General features: G+C 65.2%; 16 protein-coding genes and 2 pseudogenes. 10 read left to right on the top strand and 8 right to left on the bottom strand.

Annotated elements, in window-relative coordinates; translation table 11 throughout:
• From JHD73_RS20925 to JHD73_RS20905, 5 genes are all read right to left on the bottom strand, one after another.
• A partial coding sequence (locus tag JHD73_RS20925) for a ketoacyl-ACP synthase III (RefSeq protein ID WP_199032122.1) occupies window positions 1-847 on the bottom strand: 847 nt, incomplete at its 3' end.
• 161 nt (window positions 848-1,008) lie between these two features.
• Window positions 1,009-1,713, bottom strand: coding sequence for a Crp/Fnr family transcriptional regulator (locus tag JHD73_RS20920; RefSeq protein WP_199032121.1), 705 nt, complete (start codon window positions 1,711-1,713; stop codon window positions 1,009-1,011).
• A complete protein-coding gene (locus JHD73_RS20915) occupies window positions 1,706-2,341 on the bottom strand; it encodes a 2-hydroxychromene-2-carboxylate isomerase (protein WP_199032120.1) in 636 nt (211 codons plus the stop codon). Before JHD73_RS20915 ends, JHD73_RS20920 begins: the two co-directional genes overlap by 8 nt.
• A 9-nt stretch (window positions 2,342-2,350) precedes the next feature.
• On the bottom strand, window positions 2,351-3,025 hold the full coding sequence (locus JHD73_RS20910; protein WP_199032119.1) for a 3-oxoacid CoA-transferase subunit B: 675 nt from the start codon (window positions 3,023-3,025) through the stop codon (window positions 2,351-2,353).
• Window positions 3,026-3,055: 30 nt separating this feature from the next.
• Window positions 3,056-3,820, bottom strand: coding sequence for a CoA transferase subunit A (locus JHD73_RS20905; protein WP_199032118.1), 765 nt, complete (start codon window positions 3,818-3,820; stop codon window positions 3,056-3,058).
• A gap of 244 nt (window positions 3,821-4,064) precedes the next feature.
• Between JHD73_RS20905 and JHD73_RS20900 the strand changes: the two genes are divergently transcribed.
• Window positions 4,065-5,285, top strand: a complete 1,221-nt coding sequence (locus JHD73_RS20900) for a cation:proton antiporter (RefSeq protein ID WP_199032117.1) — start codon at window positions 4,065-4,067, stop codon at window positions 5,283-5,285.
• A 65-nt stretch (window positions 5,286-5,350) separates the two neighbouring features.
• A complete protein-coding gene (locus tag JHD73_RS20895) occupies window positions 5,351-5,905 on the top strand; it encodes an NADPH-dependent FMN reductase (protein WP_199032116.1) in 555 nt (184 codons plus the stop codon).
• A 432-nt stretch (window positions 5,906-6,337) separates the two neighbouring features.
• Here the strand turns inward: JHD73_RS20895 and JHD73_RS20890 are convergent, their stop codons facing one another.
• Window positions 6,338-6,955: a hypothetical protein gene (locus JHD73_RS20890; protein WP_233177090.1), complete on the bottom strand. Its 618-nt coding sequence runs from the start codon at window positions 6,953-6,955 to the stop codon at window positions 6,338-6,340.
• A gap of 372 nt (window positions 6,956-7,327) precedes the next feature.
• Between JHD73_RS20890 and JHD73_RS20885 the strand changes: the two genes are divergently transcribed.
• Complete coding sequence (locus JHD73_RS20885) at window positions 7,328-8,041, top strand: GNAT family N-acetyltransferase (RefSeq protein WP_199032115.1); 714 nt, start codon at window positions 7,328-7,330, stop codon at window positions 8,039-8,041.
• Between the two features lie 76 nt (window positions 8,042-8,117).
• Here JHD73_RS20885 and JHD73_RS20880 read toward each other — a convergent pair whose 3' ends face one another.
• Both JHD73_RS20880 and JHD73_RS20875 read right to left on the bottom strand, forming a co-directional pair.
• Entirely contained in the window at window positions 8,118-9,746 is a 1,629-nt protein-coding gene (locus JHD73_RS20880) for a hypothetical protein (RefSeq protein ID WP_199032114.1), read from the bottom strand.
• 156 nt (window positions 9,747-9,902) lie between these two features.
• Window positions 9,903-10,361, bottom strand: a complete 459-nt coding sequence (locus JHD73_RS20875; protein ID WP_199032113.1) for a FlxA-like family protein — start codon at window positions 10,359-10,361, stop codon at window positions 9,903-9,905.
• A gap of 292 nt (window positions 10,362-10,653) precedes the next feature.
• Between JHD73_RS20875 and JHD73_RS20870 the strand changes: the two are divergent.
• From JHD73_RS20870 to JHD73_RS20840, 7 genes and pseudogenes are all read left to right on the top strand, one after another.
• A pseudogene (locus JHD73_RS20870) lies at window positions 10,654-11,474 on the top strand (ABC transporter ATP-binding protein).
• A gap of 13 nt (window positions 11,475-11,487) precedes the next feature.
• Window positions 11,488-12,288: an ABC transporter permease gene (locus JHD73_RS20865; RefSeq protein WP_199032123.1), complete on the top strand. Its 801-nt coding sequence runs from the start codon at window positions 11,488-11,490 to the stop codon at window positions 12,286-12,288.
• Between the two features lie 26 nt (window positions 12,289-12,314).
• Window positions 12,315-13,328, top strand: coding sequence for an ABC transporter substrate-binding protein (locus JHD73_RS20860; RefSeq protein ID WP_199032112.1), 1,014 nt, complete (start codon window positions 12,315-12,317; stop codon window positions 13,326-13,328).
• Window positions 13,329-13,348: 20 nt separating this feature from the next.
• Window positions 13,349-14,155 (top strand): IclR family transcriptional regulator, encoded by an 807-nt coding sequence (locus tag JHD73_RS20855; RefSeq protein ID WP_199032111.1) that lies wholly within the window; start codon window positions 13,349-13,351, stop codon window positions 14,153-14,155.
• Between the two features lie 81 nt (window positions 14,156-14,236).
• Window positions 14,237-15,424, top strand: coding sequence for a CaiB/BaiF CoA-transferase family protein (locus JHD73_RS20850; RefSeq protein ID WP_199032110.1), 1,188 nt, complete (start codon window positions 14,237-14,239; stop codon window positions 15,422-15,424).
• Window positions 15,425-15,426: 2 nt separating this feature from the next.
• The gene (locus tag JHD73_RS20845) at window positions 15,427-16,287 is read left to right on the top strand and encodes a citryl-CoA lyase (RefSeq protein ID WP_199032109.1); all 861 of its coding nucleotides are present in this window, start codon (window positions 15,427-15,429) and stop codon (window positions 16,285-16,287) included.
• Window positions 16,284-16,477: pseudogene (locus JHD73_RS20840) on the top strand (SMP-30/gluconolactonase/LRE family protein); the annotation flags it as partial. The gene JHD73_RS20845 and the pseudogene JHD73_RS20840, both read left to right, overlap by 4 nt.

Genomic DNA, 16,477 nt, shown 5'->3' with positions numbered 1-16,477 from the left:
GCTGCGCATAGATGTCGACCACGGCGGCTTCAGGCACGCCCAATCGTTTGCGCAAGTGCTGCATGCCAAGGTGGCTGGCCTGGTGCGGCACGACCACGTGCATATCGCGCAGCGTGTAGCGGCTGTCCGCAAACAGGCGCTCAAGAAAGCCATCCATCAACTGTGAAGCCAGCCTGAACACGCGCTTGCCATCCATGTGGAACAGATAGTCGGACGGTTGAGCCCCCGTACGCGGGTTGCGGCGTGTGCCACCGGCGGGGATTTCGCAGAAAGTCTTGCCGGCCGGGTAGGTCTCCATGCGATAGGCGTGGATGCCGACGCCGGACGCTGCAGATGCAGCCTCGACAATCACCGCGGCCGCACCATCGCCAAAGATCAGCGCCGTCTCTGCATCGTTCCAGTTGATGCCGCGCGAGGCAAGGTCCGATGCCACCACGGCAATGCGCCGGTAAGCGCCCGTCGTCAGCAGGTTGGCCGCCACGTGTAGTGCGGTGACAAAGCTCAGGCAACTGGCATTGACGTCAAAGGCGGGTGTGCCGGCGGGCAGCCCCGCGGGCTCCAGGATGCGCGTGGCCGTGTTGGGCAGTGCCTGCTCTTGCACGCCCGAGGCGGAGATCAGCAGGTCGATGGAGGCAGCGGACACATCGGCGCGGTGCAGGGCATCGCGCACGGCGGCAGCGGCAAGTTCTGACTGGTACTCGGCAAGCGTGGCATGGTGACGCACGTCAATGCCGGACTTCTTGCGTACGTAACCGGCTGAATGGCCCAGGCGCGTATCCAGCTCTGCGGACGTGACCCGTTGTGCCGGCAGCGCCTTGCCGGTGGAAAGCAGATGAATCGGCAGCATAGATGCAGGCGCGCACGCGGTGCGTCGCCCTGGTTCCTCTTCCGGCTGCGGGCGGCGCAGTGTGCGTGCCGCAGCGTAACGATCTTGTCTTGTAGTGCCGCGATTCTAGCGGCTGCTGGCGACTGTATCGGATGAAGATTCCTTAACAGAGCCGGGAGCTCTCAGGCGCCATAGCTGCGCAGGCGCTCCAGATCCACCACCGTTACGCCACCGTATTCCAGTCGCACCACGCCGTCTTTCTCCAGTGCTTTCAGTGACTGGTTGGCAACCTGCCGCGTCATGCCGGAGAGCAGGCCGAGTTCTTCCTGCGTGATCTCCAGATGGTCGCCCGCGCCGGGGTAGAGCACCGGATTGAACAGTGAAGCAATACAGCGTGCCAAGCGTGGCGTGACATCGAGCAGGCGGTCGTATTCGAGCAGCGCCATGAAATGACCGAGCCGCTCGTTGAGCTGTTTCACCAGGAAGCGGTTGAAGGCCACGCTGTTCTCGACCAGCCACATGAAGGTGGCGCGCTCCATGAAGGCCATGCGCGTGTCGCGCAGCGCAATGATGTCGTAACGGCGCGGCTCGTTCTTGAGCACGGTGCCCTCGCCAAACCAGCCGCCGGCCGGCACGCCCGTGAACGTGACGCTGCGCCCCTCGGGCGACACCGTGCCGATCTTGATCAGGCCGGTCACCACGCCCGTCCAGCTTTCCAGCAGCGTGTTCTTCGGGCAGATGCAGGCGCCACGCGCGTAGGTTCTTTCGACGATGCCGGCGCAGGCGCGGTCGGCCTCGTCGCCGGGCAGGTCGATTGACCAGGCAGCAATGTGTGCCAGCCGCGCACGGCTGATGCCGGGGCGCGAGTTGGTGTCGTGTTCAGCCACGCTGGATACCCACTGGCAACGTGCTCACGCGCTGTGCCTCGGGTGTGGCAAGCCAGTCGGTCGTGAGGCACTGCAGAAACAGGGCGGTGGCGTCCTCGCCCCAGAACAGCTCGCCGTCATGCACCAGTGTGGGCACTCCAAATACGCCGAGTGCAATGGCGGCATCCGTGTTCGCACGCAGGGCGTCTTTCACGGCGGGTTGCTCAACGGCCGCCATGCCTTCAGGAAAGCCGATGGCCTCGCACAGTGCGGCAAAGCCTTCGGGCGATGCAACATCCTGCCCATCACGCCAGATATGCCGGAACACCGCGCGCACGGCATCGAGCGAGCCGCCCATCGCAATCGTCAGCCGCAGCGCCTTGATCGGGTTGAACGGATGCGCAGGCGGCATGCGGAACGGAATGCCAAGCTGTTGCGCACGGAAGAGTGCATGCCGGTACGTGAACACCCGCTTGGCGCCGATCTCCGCCGGGCCCTTCTGGCCCCAGTGGTTCAGCAGTGCGCCCAGCACAATCGGGCGTGGGCGGATGACAATGTCGTGCGCCGCCTGCAGCCGGTCGAACTGCTCAAGCTGCAGGTAGGCAAACGGCGAGATGACATCGAAGAACCAGTCGACAGTGGTGGGCATGAACGTTCCTTAAGCGGCACGCATCTGCAGCAGCGGCGCCAGTGTGAAGGGGGCGGCTGTCATGGTGCGAATGTCGGCGAGTGTCGCATGCGAGAGGATTTCGCGCAGTACAAGCCCCGCGTCGGTCACGTCAAACACCGCGTGCTCGGTCACGATGACCTTGACGCAGCCCTGGCCCGTGAGCGGCAGCGTGCAGCGCGGCAGGATCTTCGAGTTGCCGTGCTTGTCGGTATGGGCCAGCGCGGCAATCACCTTGCGCGTGCCGTAGCACAGGTCCATCGCCCCACCGATGCCGGGCCACCACTTGCCGTTGCGCTCGCACGCCCAGTTGGCGAGGTTGCCCAGCGCATCCACCTGCAGCGCACCGAGGATGGTCACGTCGATGTAGCCGTTGCGCATCGCGCCCAGCGAGGTGGCGAGATCCATGATGGCTGCGCCAGGCGGCAGGGTGATTGGCTCGCAGCCGGCATTGGTGACGTCGCTGTCGATGGCGTCCAGCGCGGGGCGTCCGCCAAAGCCGAAGGCGCCGTTCTCGGTGTGGAAGATGACGCCGGCATCGGCATCCAGATAGTTGGCCGTGAGCGTCGGGATGCCCAGGCCGAGGTTGACGACTTCGCCCGCGCGCAATTCCTGCGCGCAGCGGGCGGCAATGCGTTGTTTGGGGTGCTCGAGCAGCGGGTGCATGGCGGTCTCCTTGTCGTTGTGATCGGGTGATCAGGCCTGGGCAGTGGCCGGCAGGCGCCCGAGCTTGGTCCAGTGCTGCTTGTAGAGCGCGTGCTGGTCTTCCAGCGATAAACCTTGCACCACGGCGTTGACGAATACACCCGGGCAGCCGACGCGCTCGGGCGGGATCGTGCCCACTTCCACGATCTCATTCACTTCGACGATGGTGTAGTCGCCCGCCATGGCGATGTCGCGCTGGTTCTGCAGCGCCGTGCCGCGAAACTCCACGTTGCCGAAGGTGTCGGCGCGCCAGCCCTTGATGATCGACACGTCGGCGCGCAGGGGAGGCTCCACGAAACAGGTCATGCCGTCCACGGTCAGCGTCTGCTTGGGGGTGCCGCGCGCGGGGAACATCCCCGGCTGGTCGAGGATGCCCACGCCCACCGGCACGAGTGCGCCGCCCAGGCCCAGCGCGCCCGCGCGCACTTTCTCGGCCCAGGTGCCCATCGGGAAGAACTCGGCCACGCGCACGCTGTCGCTCAGGTAAGCCTGTGTCGATTCATCCGTGGTGCCGACGTGCGTGCCGATGTACTCCGCCAACTGGCCCGAGGCAAACAATCTGGCCTTGAGAAAGCCGCCGCGCAGGCCAGATGTGTTGGCGATGAGGGTGAGCTGGTTGATGCTGCTGGCGAGCAGTGCCTCGATGCAGCAGGCGGGCTCGCCGGCGCCCACGAATTCGCCCAGCATCAGCCGGCTGCCGCTGCGGACGTGGGCAATGGCCTCGTCCACAGAGAGGACTTTGTTGGCGTAGCGCATGTGTTTTGTCTCCTGGTCTGCCCGACGGGAGCGGGTCTGCGGCGCAGTGTAGGAGCGGCGCGGTGGCTGCGATGTCTTCTGCATGACATTTGCTTCGTAAGGTTTGCCAAGCCGCATCCCTTATAGTTGTGACGCACCGTGAACAAATTGGCACCACCGTTGTCGCACAAGGGCCCGCAGGCCCGATCCCGCTGTTCCGCTGGTCCACCCCGTCTTTCAATCCGCCCCAACGTCACAGGAACGCATGCACGTCGACACCCCGCTCATCTCCACCGTGATTGGTGGCCTGGTGCTGGCTTTCATCTTCGGCACCATCGCGCATCGCCTGCGCTTGCCGCCGCTGGTGGGCTATCTGGTGGCTGGTGTCGTTGCCGGGCCGTTCACCCCGGGGTTCGTGGCAGACCAGAGCCTGGCGCCGCAACTGGCCGAGCTGGGTGTGATCCTGCTGATGTTTGGCGTGGGGCTGCATTTCTCGATGAAGGAGCTGCTGGCGGTCAAATCCATCGCCATTCCGGGCGCGCTTGGGCAGATCGCACTCGCCACACTGATGGGCATGGGGCTGGCGTGGTTGCTCGATTGGAGTTGGGGTCCCGGGCTGGTGTTCGGGCTGGCGCTGTCGGTGGCCAGTACGGTGGTGCTGCTCAAGGCACTGGAAGACCGTGGCATTGATGGCTCGCACGAAGGCCATATCGCTGTCGGCTGGCTGATCGTGGAAGACCTCGTGATGGTGGTGACACTGGTGCTGCTGCCGGCGCTCTCGGGCGCGCTGGGCGGGGCTGGCAGCACGACCGTGGGCGCGTGGGACATCGTCAAGGTGCTGGCCATTACGCTTGGCAAGGTGGTGGCGTTTGCCGCGCTGATGCTGGTGGTGGGCCGCCGCGTGATTCCGTGGATGCTGGAGCGCATTGTCATGACCGGCAGCCGTGAGCTGTTCCGCCTGGGGGTGCTGGCGACCGCGCTGGGCGTGGCTTACGGGGCGACGGTGCTGTTTGGGGTGTCGTTTGCGCTGGGTGCGTTCTTTGCCGGCATGGTGCTGGCCGAATCCCCCTTCAGTCAGCGCGCGGCGGAAGAATCGCTGCCACTACGCGACGCCTTCTCGGTGCTGTTCTTTGTGTCGGTCGGCATGCTGTTCGACCCGAGCGTGCTGGTTGACGATACCTGGGCGGTGCTGGGCACTGTGCTGATCGTGGTGGTGGGCAAGTCGCTGGCGGCGTTTGCCGTGGTGCGCGCCTTCGGCCATGCCAATCGCACGGCCCTGACGATTTCCGCCAGCCTTGCGCAGATCGGCGAGTTTTCGTTCATCCTGATTGGTCTGGGCATCAGCCTGGAGATCCTGCCGGTGCGTGCCCGTGGCCTGCTGCTGGCGGCGGCCATCCTGTCGATCCTGCTGAACCCGCTGATGTTCGGCCTCATTGACCGCCTGAACAAGCGCGCTGCGCTGGCCGAACCGGCGCGGGCGGAATAGGGCGCCGCCCTCGAGGCTGCGCGACGTTACACACCCCCGGAACCTTTGTCGAGCGAGGCGTCCTCATGAGCAATCTGATTATCGGTGTCATCGTCGGCAGCCTGCGCAAGGCGTCGTTCAACCGCCAGTTGGCGCACGCGCTGATCGGGCTGCTACCGGCGGGCGCCACCGCCAAGATCATCGAAATTGGCGAGCTGCCGCTGTACAACCAGGATCTGGACGGCAACCTGCCCGAGCCGGTACAGCGCTTCAAGGCCGAGGTGGCTGGCGTGCAGGCGCTGCTGTTTGTCACGCCGGAATACAACCGCGGCATTCCGGGCGTGCTGAAAAACGCGATCGACTGGGGTTCGCGGCCGTACGGCCAGAGTGTGTGGGGCGGCAAGCCCGCGGGCATTGCGGGGGCATCACCCGGGGCGATCGGTACGGCCCTGGCGCAGGCGCAACTGCGCAACGTGCTCTCGGCCGTCGGCGTGCAGATCGTGCCGTTGCCGGAGGTGTTCTTTCACTTTGCGGGGGAACCGTTCGACGCCCAGGGCGGGGTGACGGAGGCGCGCACGCGCCAGTTCCTGCAGGGGTTTGTCGACCGATTCGTCCAGTGGGCGGACGCTAAAGGCGCCTGAGACGCGCCTGACGAACCAATCGACTTGAATTCAGGCCGGGCGGGAAGGGGTCCTGCTCGGCCGTTTTGACTTCTGGGGCGGGTCGAACCCCATTTGGGCTTTAGGCCAGGAAGGAGGCTGCGCTGATGAGCCAGCCTGCTGCGACGCAGCTTGCGATCCAGGCAGCCATGACGGCGCCAATATCCAACCATTTCATGATTGTTCTCCTTGCAACACTTGCATGTATGTCCAGGCAATCGATGTCTGGACAACTGGAGCGAAGTTTAGGTGTTGCAATGCGGGAGAACAATATGGTTCGGGGTGAACAGACTGTTCCAAAGGTAACAACAAATTTCAAGCCTTGCGTGGCGCGGCCTGCGCTTGCGTGCTGACGGGTCGACGCCCCGGCGCGTGATGTTGCTACGCAACAAAATGCGCGACTTTCGGCGTGGCCTATTTCATGCGGAAGGTGGCCGCCACCGCATCGGCAAAGTGGGCTTCCTCGGCGAACGTGGGCTGGTTATGCCCAGCCGCCCCGAATACCCGCAGCAGATACACCGCACCGTTGCCGAAGAAGGCATAGCCTCGGACCATCGCGGTCTGGTTGCTGGACGTGTGCCACTCGCCTTCCCAGTAGATCACGTGGCGCTCGCCCAGTCTTCGTTGCGCAGGGGTTTTGCCGCGGATCAGGCGCGCGGCCCAGACGGGGAGGTCGCCGTGTACTCGCGATTCCATATGGTTGAGCAGAATCGCCAGATGGCGCGGGGGAATGCTCTCCAGATATTGCGGCGTGCCTTTTTCGAAATCGGATTTGCGCACAGTCACCAGGCCAAAGCCTTCGGATGGCGTGGCTTGCTGCGCAAACACCAGCCGCGACGGCCCGAACGGTGAGTTAATCGTCCCAGCAACAGATGGGATGGGGGCATCCTGGCCCAACCGAAGTGGCCCCCACGTACGCGGCAAGGCAACGGTTGCATCGGTGTCGACGCGTACGGTGGCCAGGTTGGCGAACTTTGGGCCGGCCAGCGCGGGGTTGCATGGCGCCAGGCAGGCAAGGGCAATCCACAACATGAAGGCGGATCCGCATCGGCCGTGGCGGCGAATCCACCTGTTGAACAATGGCGCCACGCGTGGGCTCCTGAAAGAGGACAGCTGGCCGAGGCGTTGGCCGATGGAACGATGCATCTCGCATGCGGACGCTCGCCTTGCGCGTGGCAAAGCGCGTGCCCGCGCCGTTTCCTGGCGCTGTCCTCCCCCGGTCGCCAACAATATCGACTCATGCTGCCGGGCGCTATTGCCACGTAGCGGGGCGCCGAATGGACTAATCCACATAAGGTGCTGCCGGCCGTGGTTCTATTGTGTTACGAGCGGATGGCTCTTTTCACGGAGCCACGAAATTCGGTACGGTACAGGCTGCACTGATGTCCGAACCCCAGGTTTCGTATGACTGCCACCACGCTCAATCCCTACCAACAGCCTATCGGCAACGCTTTGCCGGACTGGAGCCCGCGGCCGTTGCCGCCGCATGTGCCGTTGGCCGGACGCTACTGCCGGCTGGAACCACTGGATGCAGCGCGCCATGCCGACGCGTTGTTCGAGGCGTTTGGCCACGCGCAGGACGGCCGCGATTGGACCTATCTGATGGAGGGTCCGTTTGCCGATGCCGGTGTGTTTCGCGCCTATATCGAGCGCATCGCTGCAAAGCGTGATCCGCTGCAGTACGCGGTGATTGATGCGCGCACCGATCGCGCGGTCGGTACGCTGGCGCTGATGCGCATCACACCGGACCACGGCGTGGTGGAGGTGGGTGCCGTCACGTTCTCGCCCTTGCTGCAGCGCACGCCGGCTTCCACCGAGGCGCAGTTTCTGCTGATGAAGCACGTGTTCGACGAGCTTGGCTACCGCCGTTACGAGTGGAAGTGCGACACGCTGAATGCGCCTTCCCGGCAGGCCGCGCTGCGGCTGGGTTTCGAGTTCGAGGGTATCTTCCGGCAGGCGGTGGTCTACAAGGGCCGCAGCCGCGATACCGCGTGGTTTTCCATCATCGATGCCGATTGGCCCCCGTTGCGTGCGGCATTCGAGCAGTGGCTGCTGCCCGACAACTTTGACGGACAGGGCCGTCAGCGGGCGTCGCTTGCCGCGCTGCGTGCGTCCTAGTCATGCCGGCAGCGCCGCCCCCCCACGCACCGGCGGCCGGTGATCTGGACGATGGCTGCGCGACGGGCAGAGAGCGTTACATGTCTGGGGCAGACGCGCGTGCGTACATGCCACGCAACGCGAGTGCACGTTCGGCTTCCGGCAGGGCCAGGATGGAATGCGCGAAAGCGATCAATGCCTGGCAACGCTCGGCGGGCGGTGTTGTGTGCCGCAGCGTGGGCAAGGTCAGCACGCGTTGCTCCTGCAGCGGCAGGGCTGCTACGGCCAGCTGCAGCGCTGGCAGGGCCTGCGCACGGGTGACGACGGGCACGTGTTCCGGGTCTGCTGCCTGTACCAGATCGGAGAACAGGGTTTGCTCGCGCGTGATCAATGCGCGCGGCAAGCGTGCGGCCGCAGCGCCGGCATCGGCCGTGCCGTCCAGGTAAGCGACGCAGGCTTCGGGGCTCAGGCGTTGCAGTGCCTGGGCTTCCTCAATGGTCAGTTGCGCGTTGGCAAACAGCAGCACGTCCGGCGCGGTCGGGATGAGCGCGCGATACAGCTTGGCCGACTGCGTATGCAGCAGCGCCATGACCTCGGCATCGCCGGCATTGCGCTGCAGGGCCTGCCATACGGTGTCGAGCAGGCGGCTGAAGTGGGCGGGGTATTTGCGTTCCAGCGCCGCATAGAGCGCAACGCTGCGCAGCTCGGCGGCCAGCGCATCGCGCGTGGTGAGTTGGGTGGCCATCGTGGCGTATTCCCCGCCGGCTGAAACGCGCGTGACGATATGGTTGTCTTGCAGCTCCTGCGCGGTGGGGAACCACATGTGGTCAAAGGGCGTGTCCTGCACGCGGCGAATGAACGCGTCGGGCAAGCCGGCGGCGGCATAGGCACGCCACAGCTCGCTGTCGGTGGCGCCGGGCGTCTGGTCATGGCTGGCGCCGACGGCGCGCGGGCGATGGAAGCCGATGCGCGCGTTGGGCGCGGCGGCACGGTCTTCGCCCGCCAGGAAGGCGATCGTGCAGGCTGAGGCACAGGCGCGTTCCACATAGGTGCGCAGATGGTGGCGGCGGATGACGTCGGCCACCAGTGCGCCTTCGCGCAGCCAGCCGCCTTCGGAGCGCAGCACGACGGCGGTGGCGTTGGGCGCGCGGCGCAGCGCAGCTTCCAACGCATCGGCTGCGCCATCGTTCATCCCGCCGGTGAAGAGCACCGCGCGGCTGTCACGTTGCGGGACCACGGTAAAGGGCGATGCGGCTTGCTCGCCGAGCGCGGTGCGCAGGTGCGCCTCCAGGCGCGGCACGTCATTGATCACGCGCGAGCTTGTGCCAATGGCACCCAGCGCGATCATCAGTTTGGCAACGAACGGCCACAGGCTCTTCATTCCCGCTTGCCGGTTGCGTGCCTGTTCGCGCTCGGCCGAACGCCACGTGCCGACCACCGCCCAGACCCACAGCACCACACCCAGCACGTAGATCACCAGCAGCGCCGACGAGGCCGCGCGTGCCGGCGCGTTGTGTGCCAGGGCGTGTGTGACGCCGGCACTCAGCGCCATCACACCGAATTGCATCAGCGCGGTATGCAACCAATACGAACGGACGAGGCTGTAGTCACCGCGCCAGTGGCGGGCGAAGAAGTTGCGGGACGGCATGCGCACCTGCTGCGGGTCGGCTGGCGCGTTCGGGTCTGACGGGTGAGTGGGAGGGAGGGCGTCGCTGGCGGCGGTCATGCGGGTTCTCGATACCGCACCTATCGCGGCAGCGCGGCGATTGTCGCTGGTGCCGATGCACGCCGGCCTCCCCTCATTGGGAGGGTGTGGCGGATGCGCGATGTGGAGATCGGCGGGTGCGCCATCAAAACAGGGCCGCCGCCGAAATGCCGTCGGTCAGACCTTGACCGATACCAGGGGCGGTTCCGCCGGTTCGATGGCTTCAGCGCTGGCTGGGTGGCTTGCTTGGGCGGCTTTCTGCGCTTGCAGCCGGGCATCGGTCAATGACGACGAACCGGTGACCTTGTCTGTCGTCCGTGCCTTGGCTGCGACCTCGGTCTTGCTGGAACTCGATTCGCTGTGACGGTTCTCGAGTTGGGTTTCGGCCTGCTCCAGACCCTTCTGGGCCTGCAGGCGCGCGATCTGCGCCTGCACGATCTGGATCTGCTGACTGAGGAGTTGGGCCTGCTCTTTGGCTTGGTCGGGGGGCAGCCCTTGGTTGGGCAAATCCGCCATCGACTTCTGCAGGTTCTTGAGCTGGCGCTGCAGGCGTTCGATTTCTGTGGCCGGACTGCTTCCGCCGCCCGTGGCGCCGGTGCCCGCAGTGCTGGAAACGGAGGGGGAAGAGAGTTGCATTGCCATCTCGCTGGTCAGTACGCCCTTGAACGGGAGGTGGACGGAAAACTTTAGGGTTGGCTGGCAAATATTTCCCGTCGCCTGGATAGTTCATAAATTCCATTAGACAGAACTATGTTCTTTCATAAGGAACATAATTGAGGGAATTCCGTGCGGCTATGTGAGGAGTCCCAGTGAGCGGCATCCGTTTTGCGGGTTTACGCGGCTTACCTAGGCTTTGGTTGCTATATAAAATAGAACTATATTCTATTAAACAGAACGCGCGATGATCGACGCGCTCAAGGAGACGCCCATGCTTTCCTCTTCCCAGGCCGCCAGCGGTCGGCTGCACGCTGGCTTGCCTGCCGTTCAGCTCAATCAGGTGTCGGTGCGGTTTGGTGCTTCACGGCCGTGCAGGGCGTCGATCTGTCGATCGGTGAAGGCGAGTTCGTGGCGGTGGTGGGCCCGACCGGCTGCGGCAAGAGCACGCTGCTCAATGCCGTGACGGGGCTGCTCAAACCGGCCTGCGGCACCGTCAACGTGTTTGGCGAGCCGCTGACCGGGCTCAATGGCAATGCCGGTTTCATGATGCAGCAGGACTCGCTGCTGCCCTGGAAGACGGCGCTGGACAACGTCGCGCTGGGCCTGGTGTTCCAGGGCATGCCGGTGGATGAGGCACGCGAACGCGCTCGCCCGTGGATGAAGAAGGTGGGCTTGGCAGGCTTCGAGTCGCGCTATCCGCACCAGCTCTCTGGCGGCCAGAAGAAGCGCATCAGCATGGCGCAGACGCTGATCCTCTCGCCCAAGATCGTGCTGATGGACGAGCCGTTCTCCGCGCTGGATGTGCACACGCGCCACCTCATGCAGAGCGAGCTGCTGCGCCTGTGGCAGGAAGACCGCAAGTCGCTGCTGTTCATTACGCATGACCTGGAAGAGGCCATCGCCCTGGCCGATCGCGTGGTGGTGATGTCTGCCGGCCCCGCCAGCCGCCCGGTCGGCGATGTGGAAATCACGCTGCCGCGCCCGCGCAACGTGTCTGAAATCAACATGTCCGACGCGTTCATCCGCCTGTATCGCGAGATCTGGTCGATCCTCGGCACCGAAGTGGAGAAGAGCCATGCCGTCCAGCACTAACGCCGTGCCAACCATGGGCACGCCGCGCCCCGGCCTTGCGCACAAGACCAAGATCCGCCTGTTCCAGTTGGCCGTGGTGGTGGTGCTGTTCGGCTCGTGGGAGGGCTTCGGCCGCGCGGGCGTGATTGATCCGTTCTACTTCTCGATGCCGTCGTCCATCGTCGCGCGCGTCTGGGAGTGGTTCACGGGCGGCGACATCTACACGCATCTGGCCATCACGCTGGCCGAGACGATTCTCTCGTTCGGCATCGGCACGCTGATGGGGATCAGCCTGGGGCTGTGGCTCGGGCTGTCCAAGCTGGCCGCCGAGGTGCTGGACCCGTTCATCAAGATCGTCAATGCCATCCCGCGTATCCTGCTCGCGCCCATCTTCGTGATGTGGTTCGGGCTGGGGCTGACCTCCAAGGTGGCGCTTGGCGCGACGATGGTGCTGTTCATCACCTTCTTCAATACGTACCAGGGTGTGCGCGAGGTGAACCCCGTGATCCTCGCCAATGCGCGTCTGCTCAAGGCCAGCCGCCTCAGCCTGCTGCGCCACGTGTATGTGCCGTCCGCCACGAGCTGGATTCTCTCCAGCCTGCGCGCCTCCGTCGGCATGGCGGTGATGGGCGCGATCGTGGCCGAGTACCTGGGTTCGTCCGCCGGCCTGGGTCATCTGATTGCGCAGGCCGAAGGCGTGTTCGATGCCACTGGTGTGTTCTCGGGGATCGTCGTGCTGTCGGCTTTCGTGATTGCGCTGGACCGCAGTGTCGATGCGCTCGAAGGCAAGTTGCTTGTGTGGCGCCCGAAGGCGGACCCGGAAGCCGGTGCCTGACCCGATACAACATCACGGAGACAACCATGAAACGATGGATTTCGACCCTGCTGTGTGCCGCCGCCATTGGCGCAATGACGACCGCCAGCGCAGCCGAGCCGGAAAAGAAAGACGTGAGCCTGTCGGTCGGCTCGATGATCCTGAACTACATGCCGGTGCCGCTCACCCAGTCGCTGGGCAACTTCCAGAAGGAGGGCCTGAACGTCAAGGTGGAGAACTTCCAGGCCGGCGGCAGCAAGGCGCTGCAGGCGCTGATTGCCGGCTCGACCGATGCGGTGGTGGGCTTCTATGACCACACCATCCACATCCAGGCGCAGGGCAAGGACATCGTGTCGGTGGCGCTGCTCAACATCACGCCGGGCATCGTGCTGGCGGTGCGGCCCGATCTCGACATCAAGAGCGGCAAGGATCTGAAGGGCAAGAAGATCGGCATCACCGCACCGGGTTCGTCCACCGACTTGTTTGCGCGCTACTACGCCATCAAGAACGGCCTGCAGGTGAGCGACGTGTCGTACATCGCCGTGGGGTCGGGCGCGCCGGGCATGGTGGCGCTCGATCGCAAGGAGATCGACGCGCTGGTCAACTTCGACCCGGTGGCGAGCCTGCTGGAGAAGCGTCGCGCGGCCAAGTTCCTGGTCGATACGCGCACCGATGCGGGCTCGAACGCCGTGTTCGGTGGCCGCTACCCGACCGCCACGCTGTACGTCACGCGCGACTTCATGACCAAGAACCCAGAAACCGTGCAGCGCTTGGTGAATGCCTTCATCCGCACCCTCAGGTGGATCGACGCCAGCACGCCCGAGGCCATTGCCGACAAGATGCCCAAGGAGCAGCAGGTGGGCGGCCGCGACGTGTTTGTGGATGCGCTGCGCCACTCCAAGCCGATCTTCTCCAAGGACGGTCTGATGACCGATACGGATGCCAAGGTGGCCCTGACGGTGCTCTCCAGCTACGACGAAAAGATCCGCAATGCCAAGATCGATCTGAGTAAAACGTACACTAACCGCTTCGTCGACCAAGCCTTGAAGACGGTCAAGTGAGCCGCCTTCCCCCAATCGTCATGACTGCAGAACGCCAAATCGCCTCAACAGCCCAGCGCGAGACCACGTTGCCCGTTGCCAATGAGGGCGACGCTGCCGCGCCGGGGCAGTCGGGTGTGGCTGCGCTGGACCGTGCGTTCTCGATCCTGTTCGCGTTCCGCCAGGGCGATTACGCGCTCACGCTGGCCGAGCTGGCCGCGCGCACTGGGCTCTACAAGAGCACGATCCTGCGGCTGGCGGGCTCGCTCATCCAGCACCGCATGCTGTTCCGTCTGGAAGACGGCCGCTACCAGATCGGCGCCGCACCGCTGATGCTGGGCGCGCTCTACCAGCGCAGCATGCGCCTGAGCGACGTGGTGCTGCCGCACATGCGTGCGCTGGCAGAGGCGACGGGTGAGGCGGTGTCGCTCTACATCCGCGAACGCGACGTGCGTGTGTGCCTGCACCGCGTGGATTCGAACCACTCGATCCGTGATCACGTGCGCGAAGGCGATGTGCTGCCACTGGAGCGCGGCTCGGGCGGGCGCGTGCTGTGCGCGTTCTCGGGCATGCAGGGCGCCACGTACGACGCGATCCGGCGCGACTACTACTACGTGTCGATTGGCGAGCGCGATCGGGAAACGGTCGGCATTTCCGTGCCGGTGTTCGGTGCGCAGCAGGCGCTGCGCGGGGCGCTGTGCCTCGCCGGCCCGGCTTCGCGCATCGACGGCACGTTGCTGCAATCGTGGCGCGGCCCGGTGCTGGAACACGCCGCGCAAATCACTTCCACGCTGGGTGGCGACCCCGCGCCGTTGCGCCTCGCCGCTCAGCTCATTCAAAAAACCTAGGTTCCGCCAATACGCCCAACATCTCCTGAATGGGTGAGAGGGGCGAGGGGCGGAGCCGCTGCAGTTGTAGGAGTTGTTTTCATGGCTTTGCCTCTCGCAGGTTTGCGCGTGCTCGACTTGTCGAACGTGCTGGCCGGGCCGTTCTGCGGCTATCAGTTGGGCTTGCTCGGTGCGGAAGTCATCAAGGTCGAGGTGCCCGGCAATGGCGATCTCGCCCGCCGCTTGGGTGCCGACCCGGAACAGGCGCGCCGCAAAATGGGCGCCTCGTTCGTCGCCGTCAATGCGGGCAAGCAGTCCGTCACCGTCAACCTGAAGCACCCGGAAGGGCGGGCGATTCTGCTCAAGCTGGTGGCGCAGGCGGATGCGCTGATCGAGAACTACCGCCCCGGCGTGATGGACCGCCTGGAGCTTGGCTACGACGTGCTGCGTGAAGTCAACCCGCGCTTGGTCTACTGCGCCATCTCCGGCTTCGGCAAGGATGGCCCGCTGAGCGGAAGGCCCGCGTATGACCAGATCATCCAGGGCATCTCCGGCGTGATGAGCGTCACGGGCGACGACGAATCGGCACCACTGCGTGTTGGCTATCCGATCAGCGATACGGTGGGCGGCATCACGGCGGCGCTGGCCGTCACGGCCTGCCTGCTCGGCGCGCAACGCACGGGTGCGGGCTGCATGGTGGATGTGTCGATGCTGGAGTCGACGCTCGCCACCATGGGCTGGGTGGTGTCGAACTACCTGAACGCCGGCGTGAGCCCGCGCCCGATGGGCAACCAGAACTTCACCGCCGCGCCGTCGGGCACGTTCCGCACGGGAGACGGGCTTATCAACATCGCCGCTAACGAAGACAAGCAGTTTGCTGCGCTGTGCCGCGTGATTGGCCAGCCCGGCCTAGTGACCGATCCGCGCTTTGCCGAGCGCCACGCACGCAAGGAACATCGTCAGGCGCTCAACGATGCGTTGGAAGGGGCGCTGGCCGAGCGCCCCGCCGCCGAATGGGAACCGCTGCTGATCGACGCCGGTGTTCCCGCCGGGTTGGTGCTCGACGTGCCTGGCGTGCTCGCGCATGAACAGGTGACGGCGCGCGGTTTCGTCACCTCGTTCCCGGAAGCAGGGCAGCACGTCACGCGTGCGGGTTTTCGCCTATCGGGCGAAGACCCATGCCCGCAGACACCCGCACCGGCACTCTCTGCCCACACCGACGATTGGCTCGCCAAGCTCGGTTACCGCCCCGACCAAATCGAAGTGCTGCGCGCTGAAGGCGCCATCTGACCATGACAACAACGCCTCCTCTTGATGCTGCCGCCCTCGCTGCCGATTACTGGCGCACCGACATCATCGACATTGAACCCGGCCGCATCCACGTGCGCGGCTACCCGATCCAGGAGCTGATCGGCCACATCGGCTTTGCCGAGATGATCTGGCTGATGCTGCGCGGCGAGCTGCCGAGCAAGCGCCAGGCGGCGTTGCTGGAAGCCGCGCTGGTGGCCTCGGTTGACCACGGCCCGCACGCCCCCTCCATTGCGATTGCCAAGATGGCGACGAGCTGCGGCCTGCCGCTCAACGGTGCAATGGCCTCGGCGCTCAATGCGTTGGATGACGTGCATGGCGGGGCGGGGCAGCAGGCGGTGGAGTTGTTCCACGACATCGAAGCGCGCATGTTTGATGGTGCGTCGCTGGAGGCGGCAACGGCGGCAGGCGTCGATGCCTTCATCGCCGCGCATGGCAAGTACCTGCCGGGCTTTGGGCATCGCTTTCATCCGGTTGACCCGCGCGCAGGGCGCTTGCTGGCACTGGTGGACGCGGCTGCGCAGGATGCAGCGGTAGGCGGTCGCTACGCCGCCATCGGCCGCGCCATCGAGGCGCTGCTCTCCGCGCGCAAGGGCAAGCCGATCCCGATGAACATCGATGGCGCCACCGCCGTCATCTACGCGGAGCTGGGGTTTGCGGCGCCATTGGCGCGCGGCGTGTTCTGCTTGTCGCGCGCAGTCGGCATCCTCGCGCACGCGTGGGAGCAGAGCGGCCGCGGCGAGCGCAACAAAGGCCCGATGCCGCGTCAGTTGCCGTACCGCTATACCGGTGCTGCCACACGTCATCTGCCCGAATCCGGCGCTGACGCGGTACCCGCGCCATGACGTACTTCAATTGGCCGACAGTCGAGACCACGGTCTATGCCGAAATGCCTGCCGCGCTGCGCCGCCCTGTGCCGACCGAATGGTCGCGCGCAAACAAGGGCGGGGCGCCGGTCGATTGCTTTCTGGAAGGCCCGTGCTGGGATGCGCACGGCAACCTCTGGCTGGTCGACATTCCGCATGGCCGCATCCT

It is taken from the genome of Ralstonia sp. ASV6 (assembly GCF_016429285.1).
Lineage (GTDB): Bacteria > Pseudomonadota > Gammaproteobacteria > Burkholderiales > Burkholderiaceae > Ralstonia > Ralstonia flaminis.
Note: the sequence above shows the minus strand (reverse complement) of the source record. Positions and strands in the feature narration are given on the sequence as shown.

Bases quoted from the DNA above. Each gene is read 5' to 3' on its own strand.
- JHD73_RS20915 (WP_199032120.1), bottom strand. From the start codon at position 2,341: ATGCCCACCACTGTCGACTGGTTCTTCGATGTCATCTCGCCGTTTGCC.
- JHD73_RS20910 (WP_199032119.1), bottom strand. From the start codon at position 3,025: ATGCACCCGCTGCTCGAGCACCCCAAACAACGCATTGCCGCCCGCTGC.
- JHD73_RS20905 (WP_199032118.1), bottom strand. From the start codon at position 3,820: ATGCGCTACGCCAACAAAGTCCTCTCTGTGGACGAGGCCATTGCCCAC.
- JHD73_RS20900 (WP_199032117.1), top strand. From the start codon at position 4,065: ATGCACGTCGACACCCCGCTCATCTCCACCGTGATTGGTGGCCTGGTG.
- JHD73_RS20895 (WP_199032116.1), top strand. From the start codon at position 5,351: ATGAGCAATCTGATTATCGGTGTCATCGTCGGCAGCCTGCGCAAGGCG.
- JHD73_RS20890 (WP_233177090.1), bottom strand. From the start codon at position 6,955: ATGTTGTGGATTGCCCTTGCCTGCCTGGCGCCATGCAACCCCGCGCTG.
- JHD73_RS20885 (WP_199032115.1), top strand. From the start codon at position 7,328: ATGACTGCCACCACGCTCAATCCCTACCAACAGCCTATCGGCAACGCT.
- JHD73_RS20880 (WP_199032114.1), bottom strand. From the start codon at position 9,746: ATGACCGCCGCCAGCGACGCCCTCCCTCCCACTCACCCGTCAGACCCG.
- JHD73_RS20875 (WP_199032113.1), bottom strand. From the start codon at position 10,361: ATGCAACTCTCTTCCCCCTCCGTTTCCAGCACTGCGGGCACCGGCGCC.
- JHD73_RS20865 (WP_199032123.1), top strand. From the start codon at position 11,488: ATGGGCACGCCGCGCCCCGGCCTTGCGCACAAGACCAAGATCCGCCTG.
- JHD73_RS20860 (WP_199032112.1), top strand. From the start codon at position 12,315: ATGAAACGATGGATTTCGACCCTGCTGTGTGCCGCCGCCATTGGCGCA.
- JHD73_RS20855 (WP_199032111.1), top strand. From the start codon at position 13,349: ATGACTGCAGAACGCCAAATCGCCTCAACAGCCCAGCGCGAGACCACG.
- JHD73_RS20850 (WP_199032110.1), top strand. From the start codon at position 14,237: ATGGCTTTGCCTCTCGCAGGTTTGCGCGTGCTCGACTTGTCGAACGTG.
- JHD73_RS20845 (WP_199032109.1), top strand. From the start codon at position 15,427: ATGACAACAACGCCTCCTCTTGATGCTGCCGCCCTCGCTGCCGATTAC.